The 25,567-nt window shown below is 41.5% G+C and carries 20 protein-coding genes; 16 read left to right on the top strand and 4 right to left on the bottom strand.

Translation table 11 applies throughout. From position 1 onward, the window contains the following. The first annotated feature begins 26 nt into the window (after window positions 1-26). Window positions 27-578: a DUF2799 domain-containing protein gene (locus tag AWW72_RS01410; protein ID WP_062846205.1), complete on the top strand. Its 552-nt coding sequence runs from the start codon at window positions 27-29 to the stop codon at window positions 576-578. 134 nt (window positions 579-712) lie between these two features. After that, on the top strand, window positions 713-1,165 hold the full coding sequence (locus AWW72_RS01405; protein ID WP_062846204.1) for a hypothetical protein: 453 nt from the start codon (window positions 713-715) through the stop codon (window positions 1,163-1,165). Between the two features lie 72 nt (window positions 1,166-1,237). On the opposite strand, the gene coq7 is transcribed toward AWW72_RS01405, so the two are convergent. Together coq7 and AWW72_RS01395 are read right to left on the bottom strand one after the other, a co-directional pair. After that, window positions 1,238-1,873, bottom strand: a complete 636-nt coding sequence (coq7, locus tag AWW72_RS01400) for a 2-polyprenyl-3-methyl-6-methoxy-1,4-benzoquinone monooxygenase (protein WP_005258021.1) — start codon at window positions 1,871-1,873, stop codon at window positions 1,238-1,240. A gap of 3 nt (window positions 1,874-1,876) precedes the next feature. Continuing rightward, window positions 1,877-3,196, bottom strand: a complete 1,320-nt coding sequence (locus AWW72_RS01395; RefSeq protein ID WP_062846203.1) for an MFS transporter — start codon at window positions 3,194-3,196, stop codon at window positions 1,877-1,879. 162 nt (window positions 3,197-3,358) lie between these two features. On the opposite strand from AWW72_RS01395, the gene AWW72_RS01390 reads away from it, so the two are divergent. From AWW72_RS01390 to AWW72_RS01360, 7 genes are all read left to right on the top strand, one after another. Next, a complete protein-coding gene (locus AWW72_RS01390) occupies window positions 3,359-6,064 on the top strand; it encodes an autotransporter assembly complex protein TamA (protein WP_062846202.1) in 2,706 nt (901 codons plus the stop codon). A 48-nt stretch (window positions 6,065-6,112) separates the two neighbouring features. Continuing rightward, complete coding sequence (locus AWW72_RS01385) at window positions 6,113-10,618, top strand: translocation/assembly module TamB domain-containing protein (RefSeq protein ID WP_062846201.1); 4,506 nt, start codon at window positions 6,113-6,115, stop codon at window positions 10,616-10,618. Between the two features lie 136 nt (window positions 10,619-10,754). Then, entirely contained in the window at window positions 10,755-11,225 is a 471-nt protein-coding gene (locus AWW72_RS01380) for a DUF4124 domain-containing protein (RefSeq protein WP_062846200.1), read from the top strand. A gap of 104 nt (window positions 11,226-11,329) precedes the next feature. After that, window positions 11,330-11,689, top strand: coding sequence for a hypothetical protein (locus AWW72_RS01375; protein ID WP_004772604.1), 360 nt, complete (start codon window positions 11,330-11,332; stop codon window positions 11,687-11,689). A 259-nt stretch (window positions 11,690-11,948) separates the two neighbouring features. Then, window positions 11,949-14,588 carry a bifunctional aconitate hydratase 2/2-methylisocitrate dehydratase gene (locus AWW72_RS01370; RefSeq protein WP_004772603.1) on the top strand — a complete coding sequence of 880 codons (2,640 nt, stop codon included), beginning with the start codon at window positions 11,949-11,951 and terminating at the stop codon, window positions 14,586-14,588. A 116-nt stretch (window positions 14,589-14,704) separates the two neighbouring features. Further along, window positions 14,705-15,286 (top strand): hypothetical protein, encoded by a 582-nt coding sequence (locus AWW72_RS01365; RefSeq protein ID WP_047428062.1) that lies wholly within the window; start codon window positions 14,705-14,707, stop codon window positions 15,284-15,286. 10 nt (window positions 15,287-15,296) lie between these two features. Next, complete coding sequence (locus AWW72_RS01360) at window positions 15,297-15,797, top strand: hypothetical protein (RefSeq protein WP_047428061.1); 501 nt, start codon at window positions 15,297-15,299, stop codon at window positions 15,795-15,797. Window positions 15,798-15,844: 47 nt separating this feature from the next. On the opposite strand, the gene AWW72_RS01355 is transcribed toward AWW72_RS01360, so the two are convergent. After that, complete coding sequence (locus AWW72_RS01355; RefSeq protein WP_062846199.1) at window positions 15,845-17,302, bottom strand: DASS family sodium-coupled anion symporter; 1,458 nt, start codon at window positions 17,300-17,302, stop codon at window positions 15,845-15,847. A gap of 268 nt (window positions 17,303-17,570) precedes the next feature. Between AWW72_RS01355 and AWW72_RS01350 the strand changes: the two genes are divergently transcribed. The 6 genes from AWW72_RS01350 to AWW72_RS01325 all read left to right on the top strand — a co-directional run bounded on the left by AWW72_RS01350 (window position 17,571) and on the right by AWW72_RS01325 (window position 23,172). Beyond that, window positions 17,571-18,554: an ion transporter gene (locus AWW72_RS01350; protein ID WP_062846198.1), complete on the top strand. Its 984-nt coding sequence runs from the start codon at window positions 17,571-17,573 to the stop codon at window positions 18,552-18,554. A 282-nt stretch (window positions 18,555-18,836) separates the two neighbouring features. After that, complete coding sequence (locus AWW72_RS01345; RefSeq protein ID WP_062846197.1) at window positions 18,837-19,793, top strand: ABC transporter permease; 957 nt, start codon at window positions 18,837-18,839, stop codon at window positions 19,791-19,793. Further along, window positions 19,783-20,739 (top strand): iron chelate uptake ABC transporter family permease subunit, encoded by a 957-nt coding sequence (locus AWW72_RS01340; RefSeq protein WP_062846196.1) that lies wholly within the window; start codon window positions 19,783-19,785, stop codon window positions 20,737-20,739. Before AWW72_RS01345 ends, AWW72_RS01340 begins: the two co-directional genes overlap by 11 nt. Continuing rightward, a complete protein-coding gene (locus AWW72_RS01335) occupies window positions 20,730-21,494 on the top strand; it encodes an iron ABC transporter ATP-binding protein (protein WP_062846195.1) in 765 nt (254 codons plus the stop codon). Before AWW72_RS01340 ends, AWW72_RS01335 begins: the two co-directional genes overlap by 10 nt. Window positions 21,495-21,503: 9 nt before the next feature. Continuing rightward, entirely contained in the window at window positions 21,504-22,457 is a 954-nt protein-coding gene (locus AWW72_RS01330; protein ID WP_062846194.1) for a siderophore ABC transporter substrate-binding protein, read from the top strand. Between the two features lie 97 nt (window positions 22,458-22,554). Beyond that, window positions 22,555-23,172 (top strand): DUF2238 domain-containing protein, encoded by a 618-nt coding sequence (locus AWW72_RS01325; RefSeq protein WP_062846237.1) that lies wholly within the window; start codon window positions 22,555-22,557, stop codon window positions 23,170-23,172. A 12-nt stretch (window positions 23,173-23,184) separates the two neighbouring features. Here AWW72_RS01325 and AWW72_RS01320 read toward each other — a convergent pair whose 3' ends face one another. Next, window positions 23,185-24,405, bottom strand: coding sequence for an MFS transporter (locus tag AWW72_RS01320; RefSeq protein WP_062846193.1), 1,221 nt, complete (start codon window positions 24,403-24,405; stop codon window positions 23,185-23,187). 192 nt (window positions 24,406-24,597) lie between these two features. Between AWW72_RS01320 and AWW72_RS01315 the strand changes: the two genes are divergently transcribed. Further along, window positions 24,598-25,389, top strand: a complete 792-nt coding sequence (locus AWW72_RS01315; protein WP_062846236.1) for a DUF4198 domain-containing protein — start codon at window positions 24,598-24,600, stop codon at window positions 25,387-25,389. Window positions 25,390-25,567: the final 178 nt, after the last annotated feature.

Genomic DNA, 25,567 nt, shown 5'->3' with positions numbered 1-25,567 from the left:
ATCGCATAATAATTAGGAACATTTTCATGAAAAATATTTTAATTTTATCGACTTTGATGGTTTTACTTTCTGGTTGTGCAGCCATGAGTGTTGAGCAATGTAAAACTGCCAACTGGTTAAGCGTGGGTGAAAAAGATGGTTCGGCTGGGCATCAATCACGTCTAGATAAGTATTATTCGTCTTGCCAGAAAGCCAATGTTGTTCCTAATCAGAGTCTCTATGAAAAAGGCTATCAACAAGGTCTAGGCTATTATTGTCAGCCTGAAAATATTTTCAGTGAAGCATTAGAAGGTCGTGGGGATTTCCGAGTTTGTCCTGTTGAAAAACGCCAATCATTACGACCTTATTATCAGGCTGCCAACGAATATTATCAGGCCGATTCGGAGTTCAGCCGTTCACAGAATGAGATGAATCGGTATTTAAAAGAGCTGGAACGTACTGATCTTTCTTCTAAAGTTCGGGATGATTATAAGAAGCGTTTATATGATCTACGGATCAATAGCAGCAGCGTACAATCACGTTATCATGATGCCGTGAGAAACATGGAACGTTTTAAAGCAGAACATGGTCTAAATTAAGTTGAAAATATTGTTTTAAACAGCCTGTGATTTCGGTCACAGGCTGTTTGCTTTTGGGATTAAACATTTAAATTACAGACCCATGCCGAGATCAATGTTTAAATATTTAACTGATCAATCGCAAGGGATGCATCATGCAAATCAAATTTATTACTGTCGGACTGATGGCATGTGTTGTCATGAACTCTGCTTATGCCATTGATGCCAAATATAGAGAACAGCTCGAACGTTCAGGCTGTACGCAACTGAGTGAAGCGCAAGGTTGTGATATTCATAAAACAGCAGAAGAAAATATGAAGGCTGGATCTACAGCGCCAGATGCAGTTGCGGCGCCTGAGAATGGTGTCAATCAGCCTCAATGGATTGCTGAAAGATCAGATGGAACAGCCTTGGCAACCATTCGAATTGACCAACAACAACGTGTCTGGGTGAATGATACCAGAGTAGCAGCAACTCAAAAAAATGGTCAGTTTGAGTTTAGACAAGGCAAAATTAACTATACGATTTTTACTGATCTTGAAAAGCAACCACAAAGTTTCTGGTCTGACCGTTATTCGACAGATAAAGGGAAAATTGTATTTCGCTGATCTTTTATAAGAGTTTTATGAAGAATTGAGCAGAAAAAAGGGAATTATGAAGTCATAATTCCCTAGACGAGTTTATAAATAATAACTGGTTTTTGTCATTAATTTTGAAATTGCGGTCATGGTAATGCGTACAGGCACGGGTAAATCAACTCCACCTGCATTCAATGCAGTATCACGATGATGCAATTCATCTTCATTCATCTGTTCAAGAATTTTACGTGAACGATCATCATGCGCTGGCAATTGCTGGAGATGTTCTTGTAAATGCTGGCTCACCTGACGTTCAGTTTCAGCGACAAAACCTAAGCTGTATTTGTCGCCTGCAATGCCTGCAATCGCACCCATGCCATAAGACAATCCATACCAGATCGGGTTTAAGACACTGGTGTGGCTATCCAGTTCTTTTAAACGATCTTCACACCAAGCTAAATGATCTTGTTCTTCGATCGCAGCATGCTGCATTTCTTCACGAACGTGTGGCAGCTTTGCCGTCAATGCCTGTCCATGATAAAGCGCTTGAGCACATACTTCACCACTGTGGTTAACGCGCATCAAACCTGCAACATGGCGTGCATCACTCACACAGAGTTGTGAAGGTTCATCACTGGCTGGATTTGAGCGTTGAGCACTGGTTGCTCCAGGTACCAGACTACGTAAAGCCTGATCAAAAGAATTAATAAGTTTATCGAGACCTGTGTATTGACGCATATATTAATCCTCTAAAGTATTGGGCGCATTTTCCAATAATGGTTTGAGTCGTTTTAATAACCAGAATGAGAAAATTGCACTTAAAACAGCAGTAATGGTGAATAAGATTTTAATATCAATTTTTAAAATGCTTAAGATTAAAATTGAAAAAACTGCCGAAGAGACCATAAATACAGCATTTAAGATATTGTTTGCTGCAACAATACGCGCACGGTGCGAGCGTGGTGAGTAGGCCTGCATCATGGCATAAAGAGGCACGATATAAAAACCGCCGCTGATTCCGAGTAAAGTAACGGCAAGCATAACGTGATAATAGACTGTACCTTGCGTAAACATATCTTTTAACGTGAGCAGGTCGCCAGTACGTTCTGGTACAAACGCCAGACTTGCTGCAAGATAAAGTGCAAAAACAGTTAAGCCAATCGCACCGTAGGGCACCATTTTAATATTGATTTCAGTGCCGCCGATTTTTCTGCAAAGTAAAGAACCAACGCCAATACCAACCGAGAAAAAGGTCAGAAGCAGACTCACTACATTTTCAGAAGCATGTAAGTTTTGCTGTGTGAGTTGTGGAATCTGGGTCAGGTAGGTTGCACCATAAAACCAGTACCAAGAATTGCCTAACAGAATCACAAAAACAATCGGGATGCTTTTGGCATATTTAATAGTTTGAAAACTGGTACGAAAAAAATTCCAGTCAATTTTAAGATCGGGTGCAGCGACTTTTTGTGGCAGGATAAAACGACTACACAAATAGCCTAAGCAAGCAATAGCCACCACAGTTACACTGATCCAGAGCAGATTGCCTTCAGAAGAAGCAATTACTGCGCCACCGAGGATCATCCCCAGTAAAATCGCAATCGATGTACCTGACTGGAATAAGGCATTACCGGACATCAGTTCTTGTGGCTTTAAAATTTCAGGCAGAATGGCATATTTGATCGGCCCGAAACAGGTGGAATGCGTTCCCATTAAAAATAGGGCAAATAACAGCAGCCAAAGATTGCCCAGCAAAAAACCTGCTGTGCCAATCAACATGATGCCAATTTCTAATATTTTAATGAAGCGAATAAGCTGTGAGCGTTCGTACTTATCTGCAATTTGCCCAGCTGTTGCTGAAAAGAAGAAGTAAGGAAGAATAAACAGTAACGCCGCTAAATTATTTAAAGTACTGACGGGCGCACTTTGTTGTTGAATCCAACCATAAGTGATGACTAACAGAAGCGCTTGTTTATAAACATTATCATTCAGTGCTCCAAAAAATTGCGTGAAAAACATCGGGGCAAACCGACGTGATGTCATTAAGCGCTCATCTTGTTTCATCGTGTGTTCACTTCATTGTGATTTATAAAAAAATGTGACGAACTGTAAAAATGTGATGAAATGCATGTATGATATCCCTGTCTGATTGGATGAAAAATCAAAGATTTGAAGTTGTTTCAGCCATCAAAAATGATAAATTAAAAAATAAGTTTAGAGTTCTACATGCCATCTAAATCGAAGTTTAAACAGTCAACACTGGTTCATTCTATGCATTTAATTTTTAAAATGCAGGGTTTTCCTAAACTTATTTGTAGCGGTTTTTTAATTACTTATTGTATATCAATTGCTTATGCGCAAGATCAAATTTTAAACCCGACTGAAAATCAGACAGCAGATCAGGCCGAACAACAGGCCAATGCGGCAACTGCTTTGATGAAGCAGCAACAAGCGCTTTTAAATGATCAAGAAAATTCGTTGTCTGTGCAGGACAGTTTGACGGCTTTAAAGCAGCAAGAACAGTCTGCAAATCAGATTGACGAGTTAAAACCGATTCAGTTGGATGATAATTTAGAGAATTTGCCCGTGATTCCTGTGGATCAATCGATGGCAAATGAAATCTTTCGCGTCGCGGAAGACGCAAAAAATGAAGCAAAGAACTATCGCGAAAATACTGCTAAAACCCCTGAAGTCTCGGTAAGCGATGTTTCTCAATCTGAACTGACTGAAATTAAAAGTGCGCCTGTCAATATTGATCAGTTGATGCGAGATATACAGACTGACAGCAAGATTGTGGTAGAAGCCAATGAGACGGGACGAACCTTACCTGAATTTCAGACGCAAACAGAGCAGACTGCTGAAAAAGAAGGTTTCTTTAAAAGAATCTGGCATCGCTTGCGTCCAGAGAATCTGCTGAATACAGATAAAGTACCTCGTATTACGGCAGATGTTACGGGTGCTCCGCCCATTTTGGCTGCAAATATCAAGGCCAAGTTATCCAGTTTTACTCAGGAATCTTTTGAAGAGTTTAATGTTGCCTTGCCGCAATTACGTGCTTTGACTAATCAGGCAGCCCAAGCAGTGGGTTATTACAACGCCACTTATACTTTTGTGAAAGAAAGCGAGAGTAAAGTTAAGGTTATTGTGGTGCCGAATGAACCCGTCAAAATTAAAGAACAAAATATTGAATTTACGGGTGCGGGTGCAAATATTCCTCAATTCCAAGTGATTCGTTTGATTCCAGAGCAGGATGAAGGCGATATCTTTAACCATGGAAAATATGAAGAGACAAAAAACAAGATCACGACTGTTGCGACAGATAACGGTTATTTTGATGCGTTCTGGCGCTTGCATGATGTGAAGATCAGTCAGCCTGAGAAAACCGCAGACATTAACCTGAAATATGAAACAGGTGATCGTTACAAACTGAAGAAAGTTGAATATCGGATGAGTGATCCGAGCAAGCCATTACCATTAACCCAGAAAGTGCTGGATAGTCTGGCGCCCTGGAATGAAGATGATGACTATGCGTTTTGGCGTGTCAATGCTCTGGCCAATAACTTAACCAATACCCGTTATTTTAACTATACGCTGGTGGATACGATCAAGCCAGATGCCATTCAGCCGCCACTTGAGTTACCACCAGATTTGCAAGCTTTGGTCGATCAGCAACGTATTCAACAGTCACAGTTGTTAAATAGTCAGCAAAAGGCTGATCTTGCACGAGCAAAAATTACCTCGGCGGAAGAAGTTACTCAGGATGTTGTAGATGAGTCGCAATTCTCAGGGGGTGAACAAGCACAGACCTATTCTTTAGCCCGTTCAATGCCGATGCCAACGCATGATGAAGATGACGAAACGCGCCAAAAACAAGAAGAGCAAGCACGTATCGATCAGAAAATTCCTGTGGTCGTGACTCTGAATGCGGACCGTTTAAATAGTCTAGAGACGGGTATTGGTTATGGGACCGATACTGGGGCGCGTATTCGTACCCAATATCGCCGTGCCATTGTCAATAAATATGGTCATTCTTTTGATGCCAACGTTGAGGTTTCTGAAATCCGTCAGTCGATTGATGGTCGTTACAGCATTCCTTATAAGCATCCTTTAAATGACTATTTCAACCTTGTGGGTGGTTATGAGCGTGAAACGCGTGATGATATTGGTCCAGATGTCAACTTGCTGATCGAGTCTGCGGTCGTGGGTGGTGAACGTGTCATCAAAAATCCACTCGGCGACTGGCAACATACTTTTGGTTTGCGTTATCGTTTAGACCGTTTAACTGAAAAAGGAATTGTGGATATTGATGAAATCCCAGATGCCTTTAAAGTTTCGCAACCTGAGCAAGAATCTTTGCTCTTGAGCTATGAAGCTTCTAAAACCAATAGCAATACTCGTTTGAATCCAACCAAAGGGTTTAAACAAACCTATAAAGTTGAACTGGGTACAGAATCATTATTGTCCGATGCCAATATGGCGATTGTGAGTGCAGGCTGGCGCTTTATTTATTCACTGGGTGAAAATGACAATCACCAGTTTGTTGGTCGTGGCGATGCAAGCTATATTTTTACCGATGATTTTAATAACGTGCCTTATAACTTACGTTTCTTTACTGGTGGTGATCAGTCTTTACGTGGTTTTGACTATAAGAGCTTATCTCCAGAAGAAAATGGCTATAAGTTGGGTGGACAAGCTTTAGGGGTTGGTTCATTAGAATATAATTACCAATTTAAAGATGGCTGGCGTGCGGCCGTATTCTCGGATTTTGGTAATGCTTACGACAAACAGTTTAGCAATCCAACAGAATATAGTGTGGGTGTCGGTATTCGCTGGAGATCACCAATTGGACCGATTCGTCTCGATATTGCCTCTGGTATTTCGAATGAGAATAATCCGATCCGATTGCATTTCTTTATTGGTCCACAACTTTAAAACTTTTTTATAACCCTTCTATAAAGGGAAAACAATTTCAGGTTGATTATGACGGAAGTAGAACAGCAACTGACACCTCCAGCTGGACCAAGAAAAAATCGGCACATTGTTCGAAATATTGTGCTGATCGTGCTGATCATTCTTTTATTATTGGTCAGCTCTTTAGTTGTAATGATGTCTACGGATAAAGGTAGCCGTTTTCTATTAGATCGCGTGCTGCAAAGCCAGAAAATTATTAAATACGAATATGAAGGCGGTAATCTGCTATCGGGCATTATCCTGAAAAATATTCTGGTGCAGTTACAGGCTGTTGATGTTTCTTTAGATCGGGCAGATGTCTCTTTAGGTTGGAGAGCGATTCTAAGTAAAGAAGTACATTTGAGTCATGCTGATGTTCGTAATCTGAAAATTATTAATAAAAAACCACCATCAGATGAACCGTTTGGATTTGATCCGATCAAGCTGCCATTTGTCTTGCGTATCAATGAAGCCAGTCTGGATCATCTGGAAATCCAGACCGCAACCTCAAAAGTTGATTTTAATGATGTTTATTTAAAAGATGCATTGTGGTCTGAGACCAAGCTGGAATTTGAAGATTCGCGTATGGATATGGGCTATTTAGCCGTCCAGAATGCTTCAGGTCAGATGGATTTTAGTGGTAAATATCCTTTAAATGCGAATGCTGATTTAATTATTCCGTCGTTAAAAAGTCTGGATATTGAAACGATTAAGGTTGCAGCGCGTGGTTCTTTAGACACTTTGAGAGTAGGCGTTGCAACAACCACACCTGATTTGCTCACAGGTCGGGCAACGCTTCATCCTGTGCGTGAACATGTGCCCATGCAAGGCGAGTTATTTTTAAAAAATTATCATTTGCCTTTACTAAAAGACCAGAAACTCTTTGCTAAAGATGGCGTGGTCAGATTTAACGGTGATATACAAAAGCTGGCCTTAAATCTCGATACGGATTTAAAAGGTGAGCAAATTCCTGAAGGGAAATATACCGCACTGATGGATACAGATTTAACCCATCAGTTAAATATCCGTGATTTTAATGGTCAGTTAATGAAAGGTGCTGTCAGCCTGAATGGTATTGTCAACTGGCATGAGCATGTCTCTTGGGATGTTAAAGGTCGTCTTGATCATCTGGATCCTGAAAACACCACAGTACCGCAGATCGCACAAGACTTTTTACCACCAAAACTTGATGCAAATATTAGTTCTTCTGGCTCATTGGAAAAAGGTTTGGCGCTAACGGCTCAAGTGGCCTTTGATAAATATGAGACTTGGGCACTTAAACTTGATCAGGCTGAAGAAAAAAATAATAAAGCTCAGCCTATGCTGCTGGATATTTCATGGAAAGGCATTGATCGCGCCATGCCTTATATTGGCTGGTTGAGTAGTGAGGAAGGTCATACCAATGTGGCACTCAAAGAGGGACAACAGGATATTTATGTTGCAACCACTGTGCGTCCGCATGAACAGGCTTTATTACCAACAGGTAAATATGAAGCGCGACTCGATTTAAAAGACAATCTGTTAAATGTCGAAAATTTCCGTTACCAAGCTGAAAAAGGCAGTTTGTCTGGTCTGGCAAAAGTTAAATTGCCAACTGAAAAGCAGCAACTGTCATGGCAAGCTCAGCTTAAAGCTCAAGATTTTAATCCGCAAACTGTTGCTGAGGCTGCACCTGTTAATTTGTTAAATGGTGATATTAAAGCAAGTGGTTTTGCCAAGCCAAATCAGCAAGTGATTCAGCTTGAACAAATTGATCTGAAAGGCCAGCTTGCTCAAGCCAATCAAAAGGAAACCATTGCCTTAAAAGGAAAAAGTACAGCAGCTTTAATTTTCCATGACGAAAAAGCGGGTGGCGGATTCAAGAGTTTTGCTGTGGACTATAACGGCTCTTTAAATGCTTTGAATCAAGGTGATGGTCTATTAAAAATCAATGTCGCAGGAACACCTGATTATATTAAGATTAATGAACTGAAGCATGATGGCGTTGCGGGTAAGGTCTTTGCGACGGGTGCCGTGAATCTTAAAGATAAGCTCGGTTGGGATATTGATGCTTCGCTGGTACGTTTTAAACCACAATATTTTGTTTCCAGTGTTAAAGGTGAAGTGTCGGGGCATGTTAAAACACAAGGTGTCTGGTCAGATAAACTGAAACGGATTGATATTCGTCAGCTCAATGCAGCAGGCTTCTTGAACAATAAACCGATTCGTGGCCGTGGTAATCTCAGCTTATTGCTTGATTCAAATCAGGAAGGTTTTTTACCGCAGCAATTTGAGGCTAATGACCTGTTCCTTGCCTATGCACAGAACCAGTTGCAAGCCTCAGGCAATGCACAAAGTTTAAGAATCAAACTGAATGCACCTGCGTTGTACGAGTTATATCCTGGTTTACGTGGGCGCGCGTATGGCAGCTTAAACGTTCAGTCACAACCACGTTTAAGAGCAACAGCAAACATGGCGGTCGATGACTTTGGATTTAATGATCTGGTCAGTATCAAGTCATTACGCGTACAAGGTGAACTACCGACATCTGAGACTACACCAACACAATTAACGGCGACGTTGACTCAGCTGCGGAATGGTAATCGCGAGATCCAGAATGCCACTGTCAATCTGGCAGGAACACGTAAAGCACATGTCTTGAAAGTGGAGAGTAAAAACCGTCAGTCTAATTTCTATGTGCAACTGGCAGGTGGCTTTAATTCAAATAATGACTGGTTTGGACTGGTGCAGAAAGGTAACTTTACTTCACGTAATATCAGCCTAGTGCAAAACCAGAATGCACCGATTATCTATACCGCTGCGAAACAGGAACTCTATGTTGGACAGCATTGCTGGCAGAGTGCAAATAGTCAGTTATGTCTGGATCAGCCTGCACGCATCAGTAAGGCAAAAGGTAACTTCTCACTGATTACCAAGAATCTGGACTTAAAAGACTTTACTGCATTTATGCCAGAAGGTCTGGCGGTGACAGGTCAGCTCAATGGTTATGCTAAAGCCTCTTGGGCGAATGGCAGTCATCCAAAACTGGATGCCCGTTTAGTGACACGTAAAGGTGAAATTGGTCTGGCAGCAGATGATCCGCAAGATCCAGCTACAACTGTGACCTACGATGAATTGAGCCTGATTGCTAAAAGTATCAGTGAGGGAATGTTATTCCGTGTGGATATGAAGACCCCTGATATCGGGACGGGCTATGCCAATGTGATTATTGATCCATTCCAGAATAATATGCCAATGCGCGGCGAAGTAGCCTTTGATGATGTGCAGTTAAAAGTCTTCAAGCCATTTATCAAAGATGTACGTTCAATGGCTGGCACATTGTCATTGGCTGGAAAAGTAAATGGGACCTTAACGCAGCCACAGATTACCGGTGAAATGCGTTTAAAAAATGGCGCAATCAGTATGATTTCGCTGCCAGTCAATTTAAGCAATATCCAGCTTTATTCATCTATTCGCCAAGACTATGCCACGATTGATGGGGCATTCAACAGCGGACAAGGTGTAGGGCGCTTAAAAGGGAACTTTGACTGGAAGAATGATCCACATTTAAATCTGACATTAAAAGGCGATAACCTACTGATTCGTCAGGCGCCAATGATTACGGCAATTGTAGAACCTGACCTGACGCTGGACGTTTATCCATTTAATCAGCGCCTAAGCTTAAAAGGTAAGATTGATGTTCCTCGTGCACGTATTTCAATGCCAGAAAGCTCTGCTACAGTTGTGAATCTGTCACCAGATGTACGCGTTGTACAGCAAGGCCAAGATTTACTTGCGACTTTAAAAGCAGCTAAACCGTGGGATATTCGTGCCGATATGACCGTGACACTGGGTAATCAGGTCATCTTCCAGGGCTTCGAAAGTACTATTCCACTGGTCGGACGTTTGCATTTATCTCAACGTGGTCTGGAAACAGCAATGCGTGCCAATGGTGCAATTGGTGTGAGCCAGAAAGTGAAGATTGAAGCCTATGGTCAAAGTCTTGACCTGAACCGTGCGATTGCGCGTTTCAATGGTCCATTGGCGAACCCAACATTGGATATTGATGCCAATAAACCGGTTCAGGGCAGTATGGTTGGTGTACGGGTAACAGGTACAGCAACCGTGCCGAATATTCAGGTTTATAACGATGCTGGCTTATCTGAACAGGAAGCACTGAATGCCTTACTGACGGGGCGTATTAATGAAGGTAACAGTGGTTTAAGTAATACCGAAGGCTTTAAGTCCGATGTCAATAACACCATTGCTGCCGCAGGAATCAGTATGGGCTTAGGTGGTACACGTGCCTTGACCAATCAAATTGGCCGAACCTTTGGTCTAAGTGGTTTAGCACTCGATGCACAAGGGACTGGTGACGATACGCAGGTGAGTCTGACAGGCTATATTACGCCAGACCTGTTCATTCGTTACGGTATTGGGGTATTTACACCAGTAAACAAGTTAACCTTGCGTTATCAAATGAACCGCCGTTTATATCTGGAGGCAAGTCAGTCTTTAGAACGAGCCATCGATATTTTCTACAACTGGCGTTTCTAGCAATACCAATCAAAACCTGTTTTACGGAAGTAAAGCAGGTTTTTTTATTTCAGTTTATTTTGTAATTAGATCGTTGTAAAATAATAATAAGGTGTTGAAAAATATTAATATTTGTGAAAATTTTGGGAGAGGTTGAATGAAATCTGTCACTTTAAGTCAGCTTTTGGCAATGCTGAGCTTAGGCGTATTCAGTTTTGGCTTTCAGGTTCATGCAAAAGAATACTATAAGTGGGTGGATGCAAAAGGTGTGACGACCTATTCAGCGACACCACAACCCGTTCAAAGACATGAGCCTCAATTAGATCCTGCAAAAAAGACCATAAACCCTACGACGACAAATCCTTCCATTCCAGCATCGAGTCAGAATATTGCGGTCAACTCCAAGACAACAGCATCTATTCAAACTAAGCCTATAGCTGCTACGACTGAAGGCAATAACACTCTTAAAGCATCATCGGAGATGCTTTTTTCAATCAAAAGTTGTAACGGTGTGCGATGCTGGGACATGAAAGGACAGTCTTATCATCTAGTCGCAGGAACAACTTATCTTTCTGCAAAAGGTGGGAAGTGTCAAAAGATCGCCAATCAGATGCATTGTAATAAATGATTTGTATGTTTTTATTACGGAAAGCAAGGTTTTAGCCGCTTCCTTTTTGCAAAACAAACAAGTTTGAGTATGATGGTGGGCATCAAATTAGCCGCAGTATGAAGATGAAAAAAGTTTTGTTGATTGCAATAGGTTTAGTTTTGGCTGGTTGTGCTGAGAAAAAGCCGTTAACTCCCGAAGAACAATGGCATGGTTACTGTGTCAGTGTAGGGAATGCTGCGCGCTCAATCACTTTAGATCGTCAAAATGGAATTGACCAAAAGCAGGCAACGGAACATGCGGGTAAAATTGAAGATGAGATGACACGTAAGTTTATCTTTAATATTCTGGATACGGTTTATGCAATTCCAGTCGATGAACTGAAAAAAGATCCAGAAGCATTACGTGAAAATTTAAAGAAAAAATTTATGGAAGAATGCTTGGCTACACCACATGACAAGCTACCGAACTATAAACTTTTTTAATGTGTTCATAAAAAAGACAACATCGTTTGTCTTTTTTTATAGATGTAATTTATTGTTTTATTAGACTTTAACCTTAGACCAAAGCGGTATTTAAAAGAGGGGATCATTTCGCTATAAAATAATGGACATCACGTAGAAATACGGTAGTTGCATTAACATTTGACGCGAAGTCTAGTAAAATTTTGCTGTCCACATTGCTTGTAAAGCTTGTACAAAGCTGGAACTTACAAGTAATTTTTTAAAAAAGAGGAATAACACTGTGCTAGAAGCTTACCGCCAACACGTTGAAGAACGTGCCGCACTCGGAGTCCCACCGAAGCCGCTTGATGATGCTCAAACTGCTGAACTTGTAGCCTTATTAAAAAATCCACCAGCAGGTGAAGAAGCATATCTTGTCGATTTGCTAGAAAACCGTGTTCCAGCAGGTGTTGACCAAGCTGCATATGTAAAAGCTGCTTTCTTAGCTGCCGTTGCAAAAGGCGAAGCAACCTCTCCACTCGTAACCAAAGAACGCGCAGTATACTTACTTGGTACTATGCTTGGTGGTTATAACGTAGCACCGCTTGTTGAGCTTCTTGATAATGCTGAACTTGCTGAGCTAGCTGCTGAAGCATTAAAGAAAACACTTCTTGTATTTGATGCATTCCATGACGTAGCAGATAAAGCAAAAGCAGGTAATGCTGCAGCTAAAGCTGTTTTACAATCTTGGGCTGATGCTGAATGGTTCACAAGCCGTCCAGACGTTCCAGAAGAAATCAAAATCACTGTGTTCAAAGTAACAGGTGAAACCAACACTGATGACTTGTCTCCTGCACAAGACGCTTGGAGCCGTCCAGACATTCCATTACATGCAAATGCAATGTTGAAAAACGAACGTGATGGTATCAACCCTGAAAAACCAGGTGAAGTTGGTCCATTAAGCCAAATTAAAGAACTCATCGCGAAAGGCAACCAAGTTGCTTACGTAGGTGACGTTGTTGGTACAGGTTCTTCTCGTAAGTCTGCAACTAACTCGGTTCTTTGGTTCTTCGGTGACGAACTTCCACACATTCCAAACAAAAAAGATGGTGGTGTGTGCTTAGGTTCTAAAATCGCGCCAATTTTCTTCAATACAATGGAAGATGCAGGTGCATTACCTGTAGAAATCGACGTTGCTAACATGAACATGGGCGACGAAGTTGTATTGAAAATTGACCACGCTGCTGCAAAAGTAACTGCATTTAAAGACGGCGCTCAAATTTCAGAAGCTGACCTTAAAACGCCTGTACTTTTAGACGAAGTACGTGCGGGTGGTCGTATTAACCTGATCATTGGTCGTGGTTTAACTGCGAAAGCACGTGAAGAATTAGGTCTTGCACCTTCTACATTGTTCCGTACACCTGTACAACCTGCTGACACTGGCAAAGGCTTTACACAAGCTCAGAAGATGGTTGGTCGTGCATGTGGTTTAGCAGAAGGTCAAGGTATCCGTCCGGGAACTTACTGTGAACCTAAGATGACAACTGTGGGTTCTCAAGATACCACTGGTCCAATGACTCGTGACGAGTTAAAAGACTTGGCGTGCTTAGGCTTCTCAGCTGACTTGGTCATGCAGTCTTTCTGTCACACTGCTGCGTATCCAAAACCAGTTGACGTAACAACTCACCATACATTACCTGACTTCATTATGAACCGTGGTGGTGTATCTTTACGTCCAGGTGACGGTATTATCCACTCTTGGTTAAACCGTATGTTACTTCCAGATACAGTTGGTACTGGTGGTGACTCACATACACGTTTCCCAATTGGTATCTCATTCCCAGCGGGTTCTGGTCTTGTTGCGTTCGCAGCTGCAACTGGTGTTATGCCACTTGATATGCCTGAATCTGTACTTGTTAAGTTCAAAGGTAAAATGCAACCTGGTATCACTTTACGTGACCTTGTACATGCAATTCCTTACTACGCAATTCAAGCGGGTGACTTAACTGTAGAGAAGAAAGGTAAGAAAAACATCTTCTCTGGTCGTATCCTTGAGATCGATTTGTCAGAAATGGAAAATGACTTGACTGTTGAGCAAGCATTCGAACTTTCTGATGCATCTGCTGAACGTTCTGCTGCTGGCTGTTCAATCACACTTTCTGAAGAAAAAGTTGCTGAATACTTACGTTCTAACATCACCATGTTGAAGTGGATGATCGCAGAAGGTTATGGCGATGCTCGTACTATGGCGCGCCGTGCTGAAAACATGCAGAAGTGGTTAGACAACCCAAGCTTGTTAAAAGCTGATGCTGATGCAGAATACTTAAAAGTTTACGAAATCGATCTTGCTGACATCAAAGAACCAATTCTTTGCTGCCCGAACGATCCAGATGACGCAAAACTTCTTTCTGACGTTCAAGGCGACAAGATTGATGAAGTATTCATCGGTTCTTGTATGACGAACATCGGTCACTTCCGTGCAGCTGGTCAGTTACTTGACAAAGTACCTGGTGGTTCATTGTCTACTCGTTTATGGTTGGCTCCACCAACGCGTATGGACGAGCATCAATTGATGGAAGAAGGCATGTACAACATCTACGGTCGTGCGGGTGCGCGTACTGAGATGCCAGGCTGTTCATTGTGTATGGGTAACCAAGCACGTGTAGCACCGAACACAACATGTGTATCGACTTCTACACGTAACTTCCCGAACCGTTTAGGTCAAGGTGCAAACGTTTACTTGGCTTCTGCTGAGCTTGCATCTGTCGCTGCGGTTCTTGGTAAATTACCAAGCCCAGAAGAATATCAACAGTACGCGTCGCAAATCGACAGCGCTTCTGCTGATATCTACAAATACTTGAACTTCGACAAGATGAGTGAATATACAAAAGAAGCTGATCAAGTTGATACCAAGAAAATTCAAGCTGCTCAATTGACTTAATGAGCTAGGATCAAGAAAAGCCGAAAGGCTTTTCCCTAGCGCAAGAGCAAATCTATGATTTGTTTGAGCAAAAAGCTAGAATAAGGGCTGAGTAATCGGCCCTTATTTTTTATAAAATGAAAAGTATTTTGAAGATATGCGATAATATTTCTGCACTAGTTAACATTATCAATAAAAAACAGAAAGTTGAGGATCTAGAAACAGCAATTAAAGATTTAGTTTCTCTAATGTTAAAGGATTATCCTTATTTAAAACCGCCAAAATTTTCAATTATTCCGACAAAAACCTTAGCATTTTCTGTTTGGTATCAGGAACCAAATGCAATTACAGAAACCTTAATGATTGAGCAAAATGGTTTTACTGCTTATTTATGGAGATGTGATGACCAAAAATGGTATTTGGATGATTTAGATTCTGAACCTCATGAAATTGCTCGTAAATTAATAGAAAATATACCCGTATTTCACTCTATTCCTGAGAATCCTAGAGAGATTAAACACTTACTTGAAGTTGGAATAATGCATTTTAATACGATTTTATTTCCCAATTTTTCAAACAAAGAGTTAGAAGACAGTAGAGAAGTATTGACATGGGACGATCGCTTTTTATTAGTTGGTACTCAAGTGAATAATCTTAAACTTTATAGTCATGAAGAGTGGAAAGCTTTGATTGATAGAGAAAACTACCATTTAAACTAAGATTCTATTTATGGCACTTATACATGACTTTGTTTTATTGAATAAAAATGAATTTTCTTACGAGGATTGCTGTGAGCTTGCAGGTAAGATTTCTTATGATGTTTCAATTGATGACGATTTAATCCTGTATTTTATGGATTACTTAAAGTGGCTACCAACCTACAGTCCTTTATTGAAAATAAGAATGCATGGGCTCGATTATCATGCGATGACTATTATCGATATAGAGGGGGCTACTGAGGCACTCATTTTATTTTCTAGTCTAGTTAATATTTTAAAGTTAGCGCCAAATATCTTAAAGTTAACAGGCGCTTATACTTTTATGTATGCTGATGACGATATGATTGACCCTAATGAAAAGGTTGATCGTATTTTGAAAGAAACTGCTGGTTATGAAAAAATCATGCTTTACAAAAGTAAAGTGATACAACAATTTGAGATATTAGCAGAGCTTATGCGGAAGGTTATTGATTCTAATAATACTTTGTATGTCTTACATTTTGGTGTTTAAGGTTAGAGGAACATTCCTATTCGCGCAGAATGTTCCTCAATTTTAAATCACCAATAACCCAACACTTTCCACCAAAGTCCGCCGATCACCACAAAGATGATGATATTAACCACGCTCATGACAAAGCCAGCTTTCCACCATTCACCGAGTGTGGTGTAGCCTGAGCCAAACACAACAGGCGATGTACCCGTTGCATAATGAGTCAAGGTCATCATGATGCTAGAAGCCGCTGCCATCATTAAGGCAAATAACATCGGTGGGGCACCAAGTGCAAGTCCAGCCGTATAAAAGGCCGCGAACATGGCAGTGATATGTGCCGTAGTACTGGCAAACATATAATGTGCATACAGATAGGCAAGCATCAATAATAAACAGGCAGGCATCCAGCTGAGACCCAAATGACCAATCCCAGTTTCAAGCACACCTGAGAACCATGTGATTAAACCGAGTTTATTTAAATAAGTCGCCATCATCACCAAAGCTGCGAACCAAGTAATGGTATCCCACGCACTTTTTTGTGTCAGGATATCTTCCCAAGTCAGTACGCCAGTAATGAGTAGTAATCCTAAACCAATAAAGGCTGTTGTGGTTGGATCAACCGCCCAAGCTGAACCAAAGATCATGGCAGGGATGCCTGCCCATAACAGCAGTAAAATCCCAAATACCCCAAGCATGATGATTTCATTTTTACTGACAGGCCCCATTTCTTGCAACTTAGTTTTGGCAAACTGAGCTGCATTCGGGGTTTCTTTGACTTCAGGCGGGTACATCCAGTACATAATCAGTGGCATGATGATCAAGGCGATCAAACCCGGTAATAACATCGCCAGTGCCCAAGTACTCCAACTCAATGAAATCTGGCTATTGGTCGCCTTCGCCACTAGATCAACCACCAATGGGTTAGGAGCGGTCGCGGTAATAAACATGGCAGAGGTAATCGGGTTAGCTTGATAGTTCACCAACGCTAAATATTTCCCCATACGACCTTCGGTACCTTTGGCTGGGTCAGAGTCATAGCTCGTGGAAATGGCGCGGACAATCGGGTGAATAATCCCGCCACCACGAGCCGTATTACTTGGGGTCACAGGTGCAAGAATCAGCTCGGAAAGCACCATGCTATAACCGATACCAATGGTTTTCTTGCCCCACACTGCGATAAATAAATAGCCTAAGCGTGCGCCCAATCCAGTTTTTTGCAAACCTTTGGAGATCATGATCGAAATACCAATCAGCCAGATCAGCGGATTGGCAAAGCTGCTCAGCGCGTCTTGAATGGCGCCACTTGGTGTGTCATTGGTGACACCTGTCACGGCGACTAAGGTAATGGCAATAATGGCAATTGCACCAATCGGCATAGCTTTACCAATAATCGCGGCAATGACACCGACAAACATTGCCAATAAATGCCATGCATCAGGGTCGACTCCAGCAGGTACAGGAATCACGAACCAGATGATCAATGCAATAAATAAAGAGATAAGCGTAGGGAGAGCTTTAAATCCCATGTAAATTCCCCTTGTTGTCACGGGTTTAATAAAATTTATAGTTCTTTATGAATGAATCGTTAAAGAAATAACCACTAAGCTTTTATTATCGGTGAATGAGGCCACAAAATTCAAAGAGAGTTTTGTTGAAACCGCGTGAGATAGGTCAATGAATTGGCAAATGATTTTGTTTTATGCAGTAAAAGCGAGGTTCACACCAAAATTTCTTATTAAAAACACAGTCAACGTGCTACATTTTTAAACTGCTTGATCGAACAATAAATACGGTATGACTCAATTTTCATGGCAACAATTAAGACGATTTGTTTATAACAACCTACATAACGATGACTATAAAAGTAGCGTCAGTACCTGTGTGAATTATCTCTTAATCGCATTGATCATTGGCAATGTTGCAGCGGTATTGCTTGAGTCGGTGAATGAGTTTTATAAGCTATATCGTGTCTATTTTGATTTTTTTGAAAATCTATCGATCATAATTTTTAGTGGCGAATATCTATTACGGCTATGGAGTGTTGTTGAAAAAAACCCTCAAGAGAGCGCTTGGAAACAGCGTCTCCGCTGGATGAGAAGTGGTGGTGCAATTATTGATTTAATGGCAATTTTACCTGCTTATCTAAACTTCTTCGTACATCTCGATCTACGTTTCTTGCGGGTATTACGACTGTTCCGTTTATTGAAGCTGACACGCTATTTTGTGTCACTACAAATTCTTTTGCGGGTGATTCAGCGAGAAAAAGGTTCGTTCCAAGCTGTTATTTTTATCTTGGTGATTATGATCGTGATGACAGCTTCTGCAATCTATGTGGTTGAGAATAAAGCGCAGCCTGACGCCTTTAGTTCAATCCCTCAAGCGATGTGGTGGGCGGTAGTAACGCTGACCACAGTGGGCTATGGAGATGTGACACCTGTAACTAATTTGGGGCGGATATTAGGGGCATTTATTACCATTCTCGGGGTGGGGATTGCTGCTTTACCAGCAGGTATTTTGGCCTCAGGTCTAGCCAATGAATTGAATATGCGAAATCAGCGTCTTGAACAGGAGTTTCGTGAAGTTCTACAAGCGAAAGGACTGGATCTATTACATGACCAAGTGGAAATTGAACGGATTCGCAAGAAAGTCGGTTTGCCCAAGGAGCAAACCCATGAAATTATCATTCAGCTGGTTCGAGAAAAATTACTTGAAGATCAAGAGCAGGAAAAAAAGCATTATCGCTTCTGTCCACATTGCGGTGAGAAATTATCTGAATAATTCAAAGATTTATTATAAAAATGTAGAGCAGGGTTAAGCTCAAGTTCCTAATCATTTTCAAATCTGAACAATTTTGGAGCGCTATAACTGAGGTGTGTTAGTACTTAGCGCTTTTTATACCCAAAAATAAAATTCTTTAAATATTAAGTTGTGCTTAACAGAGATTAAAATCCATTTAAAAAAGTTAACAATAATCTTTCTCGTTTGTGATAGTTTCTTATTATCTATTTTGTATTTTTTAAGCTTATTTTAAGTTTACGCATCCTATGAAGTTCTCCCAACATGATTAAGCGGCGTTACCTGATTCTATTATTGCTTCCGCTGGCATTTATTTCCTTATTTGTCGGTGTGGGAGAGATGAGCCTTGCTGGTCTGTGGGCCGGCAATCCTCAAGACTGGCAGTTGTTCTGGACCAGTCGTTTACCACGTTTGATGGCGATTATTGTGGCGGGTGCAGGTCTGAGTGTCTGTGGTTTGATTATGCAGTCGCTAAGTCGTAACCGATTTGTCTCTCCAACCACCGCAGGTTTATATGACTGTGCACGTTTAGGCGTACTGGTTTCGATTATTTTACTGCCAAGTGCTTCGATCTTTATTAAAACTGGTTTTGCGATTGTCGTAACGCTCATTGGTGCGATGGCCTTTATGAGTATTCTGGCGACTTTAAAGCATCGTGATACGGTTTTTGTTCCACTGGTGGGGATGATTTTTGGCAGTATTATTTCTGCATTTACCACCTTTATTGCGCTGCAACTGGATTTATTACAGAACTTGGCAGGTTGGTTGCAAGGGGACTTTTCCACCATTTTAAATGGTCAATATGAGCTGATCTATCTCAGCGCGCCCGTTCTGATTCTGATTTATATCTTTGCCAATCGTTTTGTTTTGGCTGGGTTAGGGCAGGATTTTGCGATGAATCTTGGACTGAATTATAAGCAGACCCTTTTTATTGGTCTGTTATTGGTTTCGGTCATTACGGGTGTGGTGATTGTCACTGTCGGTGCGATTCCATTTCTTGGATTGATTGTACCGAATCTGGTGAGTCTGTATCTGGGCGACAATATCCGTAGAACGCTTTCACATACTGCATTGTTGGGTGCTTTGCTGGTTCTGCTTTGTGATGTATTTGGCAGGGTGGTAATTTTCCCTTATGAAGTCTCTGTGAGCCTGATTATGGGGGTGGTGGGAAGCGTGATTTTCCTGTGGTTGCTACTCAGGAGATATCGTTATGCCTCATAAAACCAAGCTGATTGTTTTGGCGGTATTGGTGCTTGCAACGATTGTACTGTACCTCGGCTGGAATTTAGGTGTGGCATGGCAATATGCCTTGAATCTACGCTTAAAAACGGTTGCTGCCATTATCGTGGCGGGTGTGGCGGTCGGTGTTTCGACTTTGGTTTTCCATACTATTGTGAATAATCGGGTGGTGACACCACAGGCTTTAGGATTAGATAAGTTATACGAACTTTCCAAGACTGCGATTATCTATTTCTTTGGTGCCAGTACGTTATTGTCACTGAACTTTGTCACCGATTATCTGATCAGTTTGCTGTTAATGGTGAGCTTTGCCTTGCTGCTGTATCGGTTTATTTTCCAGAAAGTTGCACAGCAAAATATCTATTTCCTCCTGCTCGTTGGTCTGATTTGTTCGACTTTATTCGACAACATGACCACGTTCTTTCAGGTTTTGCTGGATCCCGATGAATTTCAGATTGCAGCTTATGCTGGTTTTGCCAGTTTTAATGTCGTGAAAATGGAAACCGTGGGGCTGTCCTTGCTGACCATTGTGCCGATTTTATTTTACAGTCTGATGCATTATCACAAGCTCGATGTCATGGCGCTGGGACGGGATCATGCGCTGAATTTAGGGCTGGATTATGACAAGACCAGCCGCTTGCTGTTGATCCTCGTGGTATTGGCACTGGCTTCTGCAACAGCGTTAGCAGGCCCAATGATGTTCCTCGGTTTATTGGTTCTCAACATTACTCTGGAACTGTTCAAAACCCATCAACATCATATCTTATTGCTTGGCATTATTCTGGTCAGCATTCTTTGCCTGATGCTTGGGCAATTCATGGTTCTGCATGTACTGAATTTCAAAACAACGCTTAGTGTGATTATTAATTTTGTCGGTGGAATTTATTTCTTCTGGATTTTATTGAAGGAAAATAAAAAATGGCAATAGAGCTTAAGAATTTAAGTAAAAGCTATCAACAGCAGCGTGTGGTAAATGCGCTTTCGCTGACGATTGCCAAAGGACAGTTTACGGCGTTTATTGGCCCAAACGGCGCAGGTAAAAGTACAGTACTTTCGATGATGAGCCGCTTAATTGAGGCAGATCAGGGGCAAGTTTTGCTGGATGGGCAAGATTTGCAACAGATGAAAAGTGCCGACATTGCCAAAAAACTGGCGATTTTAAAACAGTCTAACCATACGGAGCTGCGCCTCAGTATTGAGGATCTGGTTGCTTTCGGTCGTTTTCCCTATTCACAAGGCCGCCTTACACAGGAAGACCGTGAGGTGATTGATCGCTCAATTGCCTATATGGATCTGGAAGCCTTAAGACACCGACAAATCAGTGAATTGTCGGGTGGGCAGCGACAACGCGCTTATATCGCCATGATTCTGGCTCAGGACACCGAATATATCTTGCTCGATGAACCCTTAAACAATCTGGATATGAAGCATTCTTCACAGATTATGCGGGTTTTAAAAGATTTGGCCGAGAATCATGGCAAATCGATCATTGTGGTGATTCATGACATTAACTTTGCTTCCGTCTATGCCGATCACATCATTGCCATGAAAGAAGGTAAATTGGTGTATCAAGGGCATCCACAACAGTTGATGGATGAACATATTCTGCAAGATATTTTCGATTTCCATATTCCGATCCAGCAGGTTCAGCAACATAAATTAGGTTTGTATTTTATTAGTTAGGAGTTCGTTATGCGTTTCAAAAAAACATTGCCAGTCATGATGCTGAGTGTGGCATTGGCTGCATGTGGTAATTCCAACACACCTTCGGCAAATCAGGACAGTAATACTGCTGCTACACATGAAACCTTAAGCTTTAACAGCAAGGCAGGGCAGATTACTATTCCAGCGAATTTATCGCGTATTGCGGTACTGGATACCAGTGCTTTAAATACCATTCATGCTTTGGGCGCGGACGATAAAGTGGTTGCCTTGCCAAAAGGAACGCCGTTACCGAAAGTCTTGAAAAATTTCAGTGAAGGTAAATATCTGGATGTAGGGACAGTGAAAGAACCGAATCTGGAAAAAATTGCAGCCAGTCAGCCTGAACTGATCTTGATGAGTGGCCGCATGGAAAATCTGGTGGGTCAAATCAAGCAAATCGCGCCAACTTACTTTGTCGATGTGGATTACAACGATCAGTTCAATTCTTTTAAGCAGCAAACCTTGAATATTGCTGAAATGGTTGGAAAAAAGCCAGAGGCTGAGCAGCAATTACAAAGCTTGGAAAAAGATATTGCTACATTAAAAGACAAGACTAAAGGTAAAACGGCTTTGGTGATTCTGGTGAATAACAGCAAGATTGCTGCCTATGGCCCAGGTTCGCGCTTTGGTAATATTCATGACCTGTATGGATTTACACCAGCCGATCCTTCAATCAAGGTGGGATTACATGGTATGGCGGTATCGCATGAGTTTATTGCCCAGAAAAATCCAGATTATCTATTTGTGATTGATCGTGGTGCAGCAATTACTGAAAATCAGGAAGGTGCAAAGCGCGTATTGAATAACAAGATTATTAATGAGTCCAAAGCTGCGAAAAACGGCAATATTGTCTATCTGGATTCGAGTAACTGGTATTTGATGAATAATGGCTTGGGCGGCATGAAAGCCATGCTTAAAGAAGTTGCGGATGCCGTGAAATAAAATCTAATTTGCCGATTTTATAACAAAAACCCGCAGGATTTTTCGCGGGTTTTTTATATGATGATATAAATAATGAGATCAATACTTTTATAAAATGATGCGTATTTCTTTATTAAGCTTGGGTACTGTGATTCTAGCCATTCTATTGGTCATTTCAGGGATCCAGCCTTTTGATCGTACCACTTGGTGGCTTGAAGTCACACCTGTGCTGATTGTAATACCGTTATTGTTTGCCACCTATAAAACTTTTCCACTTACCCATTTGTTGTACGTACTTATTTTCTGTCATGCCATTGTGCTGATCGTAGGTGGGGCGTATAGCTATGCGCGTGTGCCTTTCGGTTTTGAAATCGCACAATGGTTTGGTTTGGATCGTAATCCTTACGACAAGATTGGGCATTTTATGCAGGGTTTTGTGCCCGCAATAGTGGCTCGTGAGATCCTGATTCGAAACTATATTTTAGTTAAAGGCAAAATGCTGAGCTTTATTGTGATTTGTATTGTGTTGGCAATCAGTGCGGCTTATGAATTGATTGAATGGGCCGCAGCATTGTTATTGGGGCAAGGGGCTGAAGAATTCCTCGGAACTCAGGGAGATGAGTGGGATACGCAATCAGATATGTTTTTTGCCCTAATTGGGTCGATCATGGCCTTATTATTGTTATCAAAGTGGCATGATCGACAGATTGCAAATTTAATGCATGAAAATGAGTAAATGAAACTGCTGTTAAGACGCAGCAGTTTCATTTTTTTGTGAATATTTGGCATAAGCCAGCGCAATTAATAAAATAGCCAAACCACCCAAACTTAAGACAAAACCAACCCAGATTGGTGCTAACCAGCCCATATTATGGCTGAGTACCCATCCACCTAAGAATGCACCCAGAGCATTAGCCAAGTTAAATGCTGAATGATTGAGAGACGCTGCCAGAGTTTGTGCATCGCCAGCAATATCCATGAGATGTGTCTGTAATGCGCCACCTAAACCAATCACGGTAAAACCAATCAGGAATAAAGCTGCAATCGCGGTATAAAGATTGGACATCATAAAGCTGGCCGCGACAAAGGCGAGCGCAGAGCTGATCAGAATTCCGATAATGGTTTTAAACAGATTTTTATCGGCCAGCCAACCTGCAACCAGACCACCAATGACCATGCCTGTGCCCCAAATGGCTAAAGCAACCGGCACGACACTGATATTAGCATGAGTATATTCCGTCAGAATCGGTGAAACATAGCTATACACCGAGAACATGCCACCAAAACCGATTGCGCCAACCGCAAGTGTCAGCCACATATTGATATTTTTTAGACCTGCCAATTCAGCCTTGATACTTGCACTCTTTTGCAGAGGAATATTCGGAACAAATAAGCCAACACCAATCAGGGTAATAAACGCAATCACCGCAGAAAATTCAAAACCTGCTTTCCAGCCAAATTGCTGACCGAGCCATGTGGCAATGGGTACACCAATCACATTGGCAATGGTTAAGCCCATCATGACTTGGGCAATCGCAGTAGCACGGCGTTGTTTGCCTGCTAGTTCAGCTGCAACCAGCGCCGCTACACCAAAATAAGCGCCGTGCGGAAAACCCGCAATAAAACGGGATACCAGCATGGTTTCTGGCGTTGTGGCAAAAGCTGTCGCTGCATTGGCTAAGCCATAAAAAAGCATCAGGCATAGCAATAACGTCTTACGCGGAACTTTTGCGCCGAGGATGGCAATAATCGGCGCACCGACCATGACCCCAAGCGCATAAGCACTGATGAAATAACCTGCATGAGGAACACTGACATTTAAGTCCGTGGCGATTTCCTGAATCAGACCCATAGCGACGAATTCAGTTGTTCCAATACAGAAACTACCGACAGCCAATGAAAAAATAACCAGAAATAGGGAATAGTTGTGTGAGGGAGATGTGTGCAAGGGAGAGCTTGGCGAGGACATAATATCTCGAGTCTAAAAGTACCGCCGTATTATATTCGAGTCGCTTTCAGAAAAGTGAAACTGCACATAATTTTTATCTCATTCTCTGCATAAGTTCAGGTCAAAAAAGATATTATGTAATGATAATTATTTTCATTTATGCGTTATAATGCAAAACATACATATTTAGATGACAACTTTCAGGGTGGAAAAGTGAAAAAATTATTAATCAGTTCATTGCTACTTGTTTCGGGTTATAGCGCTGCACATGAACCGTATGTTGCCCCAATTGCCTATACAACTGAACAAACACAAGTGGCGATTATTTCTGGTTATGCAGAAGAAGCCTTAAACAGTGAATATGCGTTGAAAGATGCAAAATTTGAAATTACTGCGCCGAACAATACCAAGACCACAATTCAAGCTGATTCCAAACTTGGTTCAGCCACGGTATTTGATTTGAAATTGCCAGAAGCGGGCACTTATCTGATCCAGACCAAAGCATCTTATCCATTGAAATACGTGCAAGATCAAAAAGAATGGAAAATGTTCTTTGATATGCCAGCGGATAAAGCACCTGCAAAAGCTGAGCGTGATTTTGTGATTCCTGCGGATCTAAAAGCTAAAAAAATTAGCCCAGTAGAAATCACGCGCGAATGGACGTTATTGACTTATGTGAGTAAAGAAAAACATACTCCCGTTCAAGCAAGTACAGCACCGATTCAGGTTGAGTTTTTAACGCATCCAAATGAGTTAAAGGCCAATCAGGCAGTAAAAATTAAAGTATCGAAAGGCAATAAAGCCTTAGCAAATGCCGAGGTGGTGATTCGTGCTAAAGGTGCCACCGATAAGCAAGGAATTAGTTTAAAAACGGCGGCGGATGGCAGTGCTGAGCTGTTATTTCCAAAAGCTGCTGAGTATTTGATTGAAGTGAGTGAAACGGTAGATGTGAAACAAAAGCCGAGCAATCAGTTCTATAGCATTATTAGTGTTTCTGTAAACTGATTTGTTAATGGAGATTAATCCAGAGAAATTATGCTATTTCAGAGTCTTTCAATCAAAAGATTAATTTATGGATTAACCTTCGGTTCGACCTGAGAAGCGTTTAAAGCTTCGCAAGGTTTTAGGTTGAGGAGCATAAGCAGCGCAATGAAAGGTTAACCATCTTGCGCTGCTATAATCG

The sequence above is a fragment of the Acinetobacter sp. NRRL B-65365 genome (assembly GCF_001605865.1).
GTDB classification, from domain to species: domain Bacteria; phylum Pseudomonadota; class Gammaproteobacteria; order Pseudomonadales; family Moraxellaceae; genus Acinetobacter; species Acinetobacter vivianii.
This window is presented reverse-complemented; position numbering and strand designations above follow the sequence as displayed.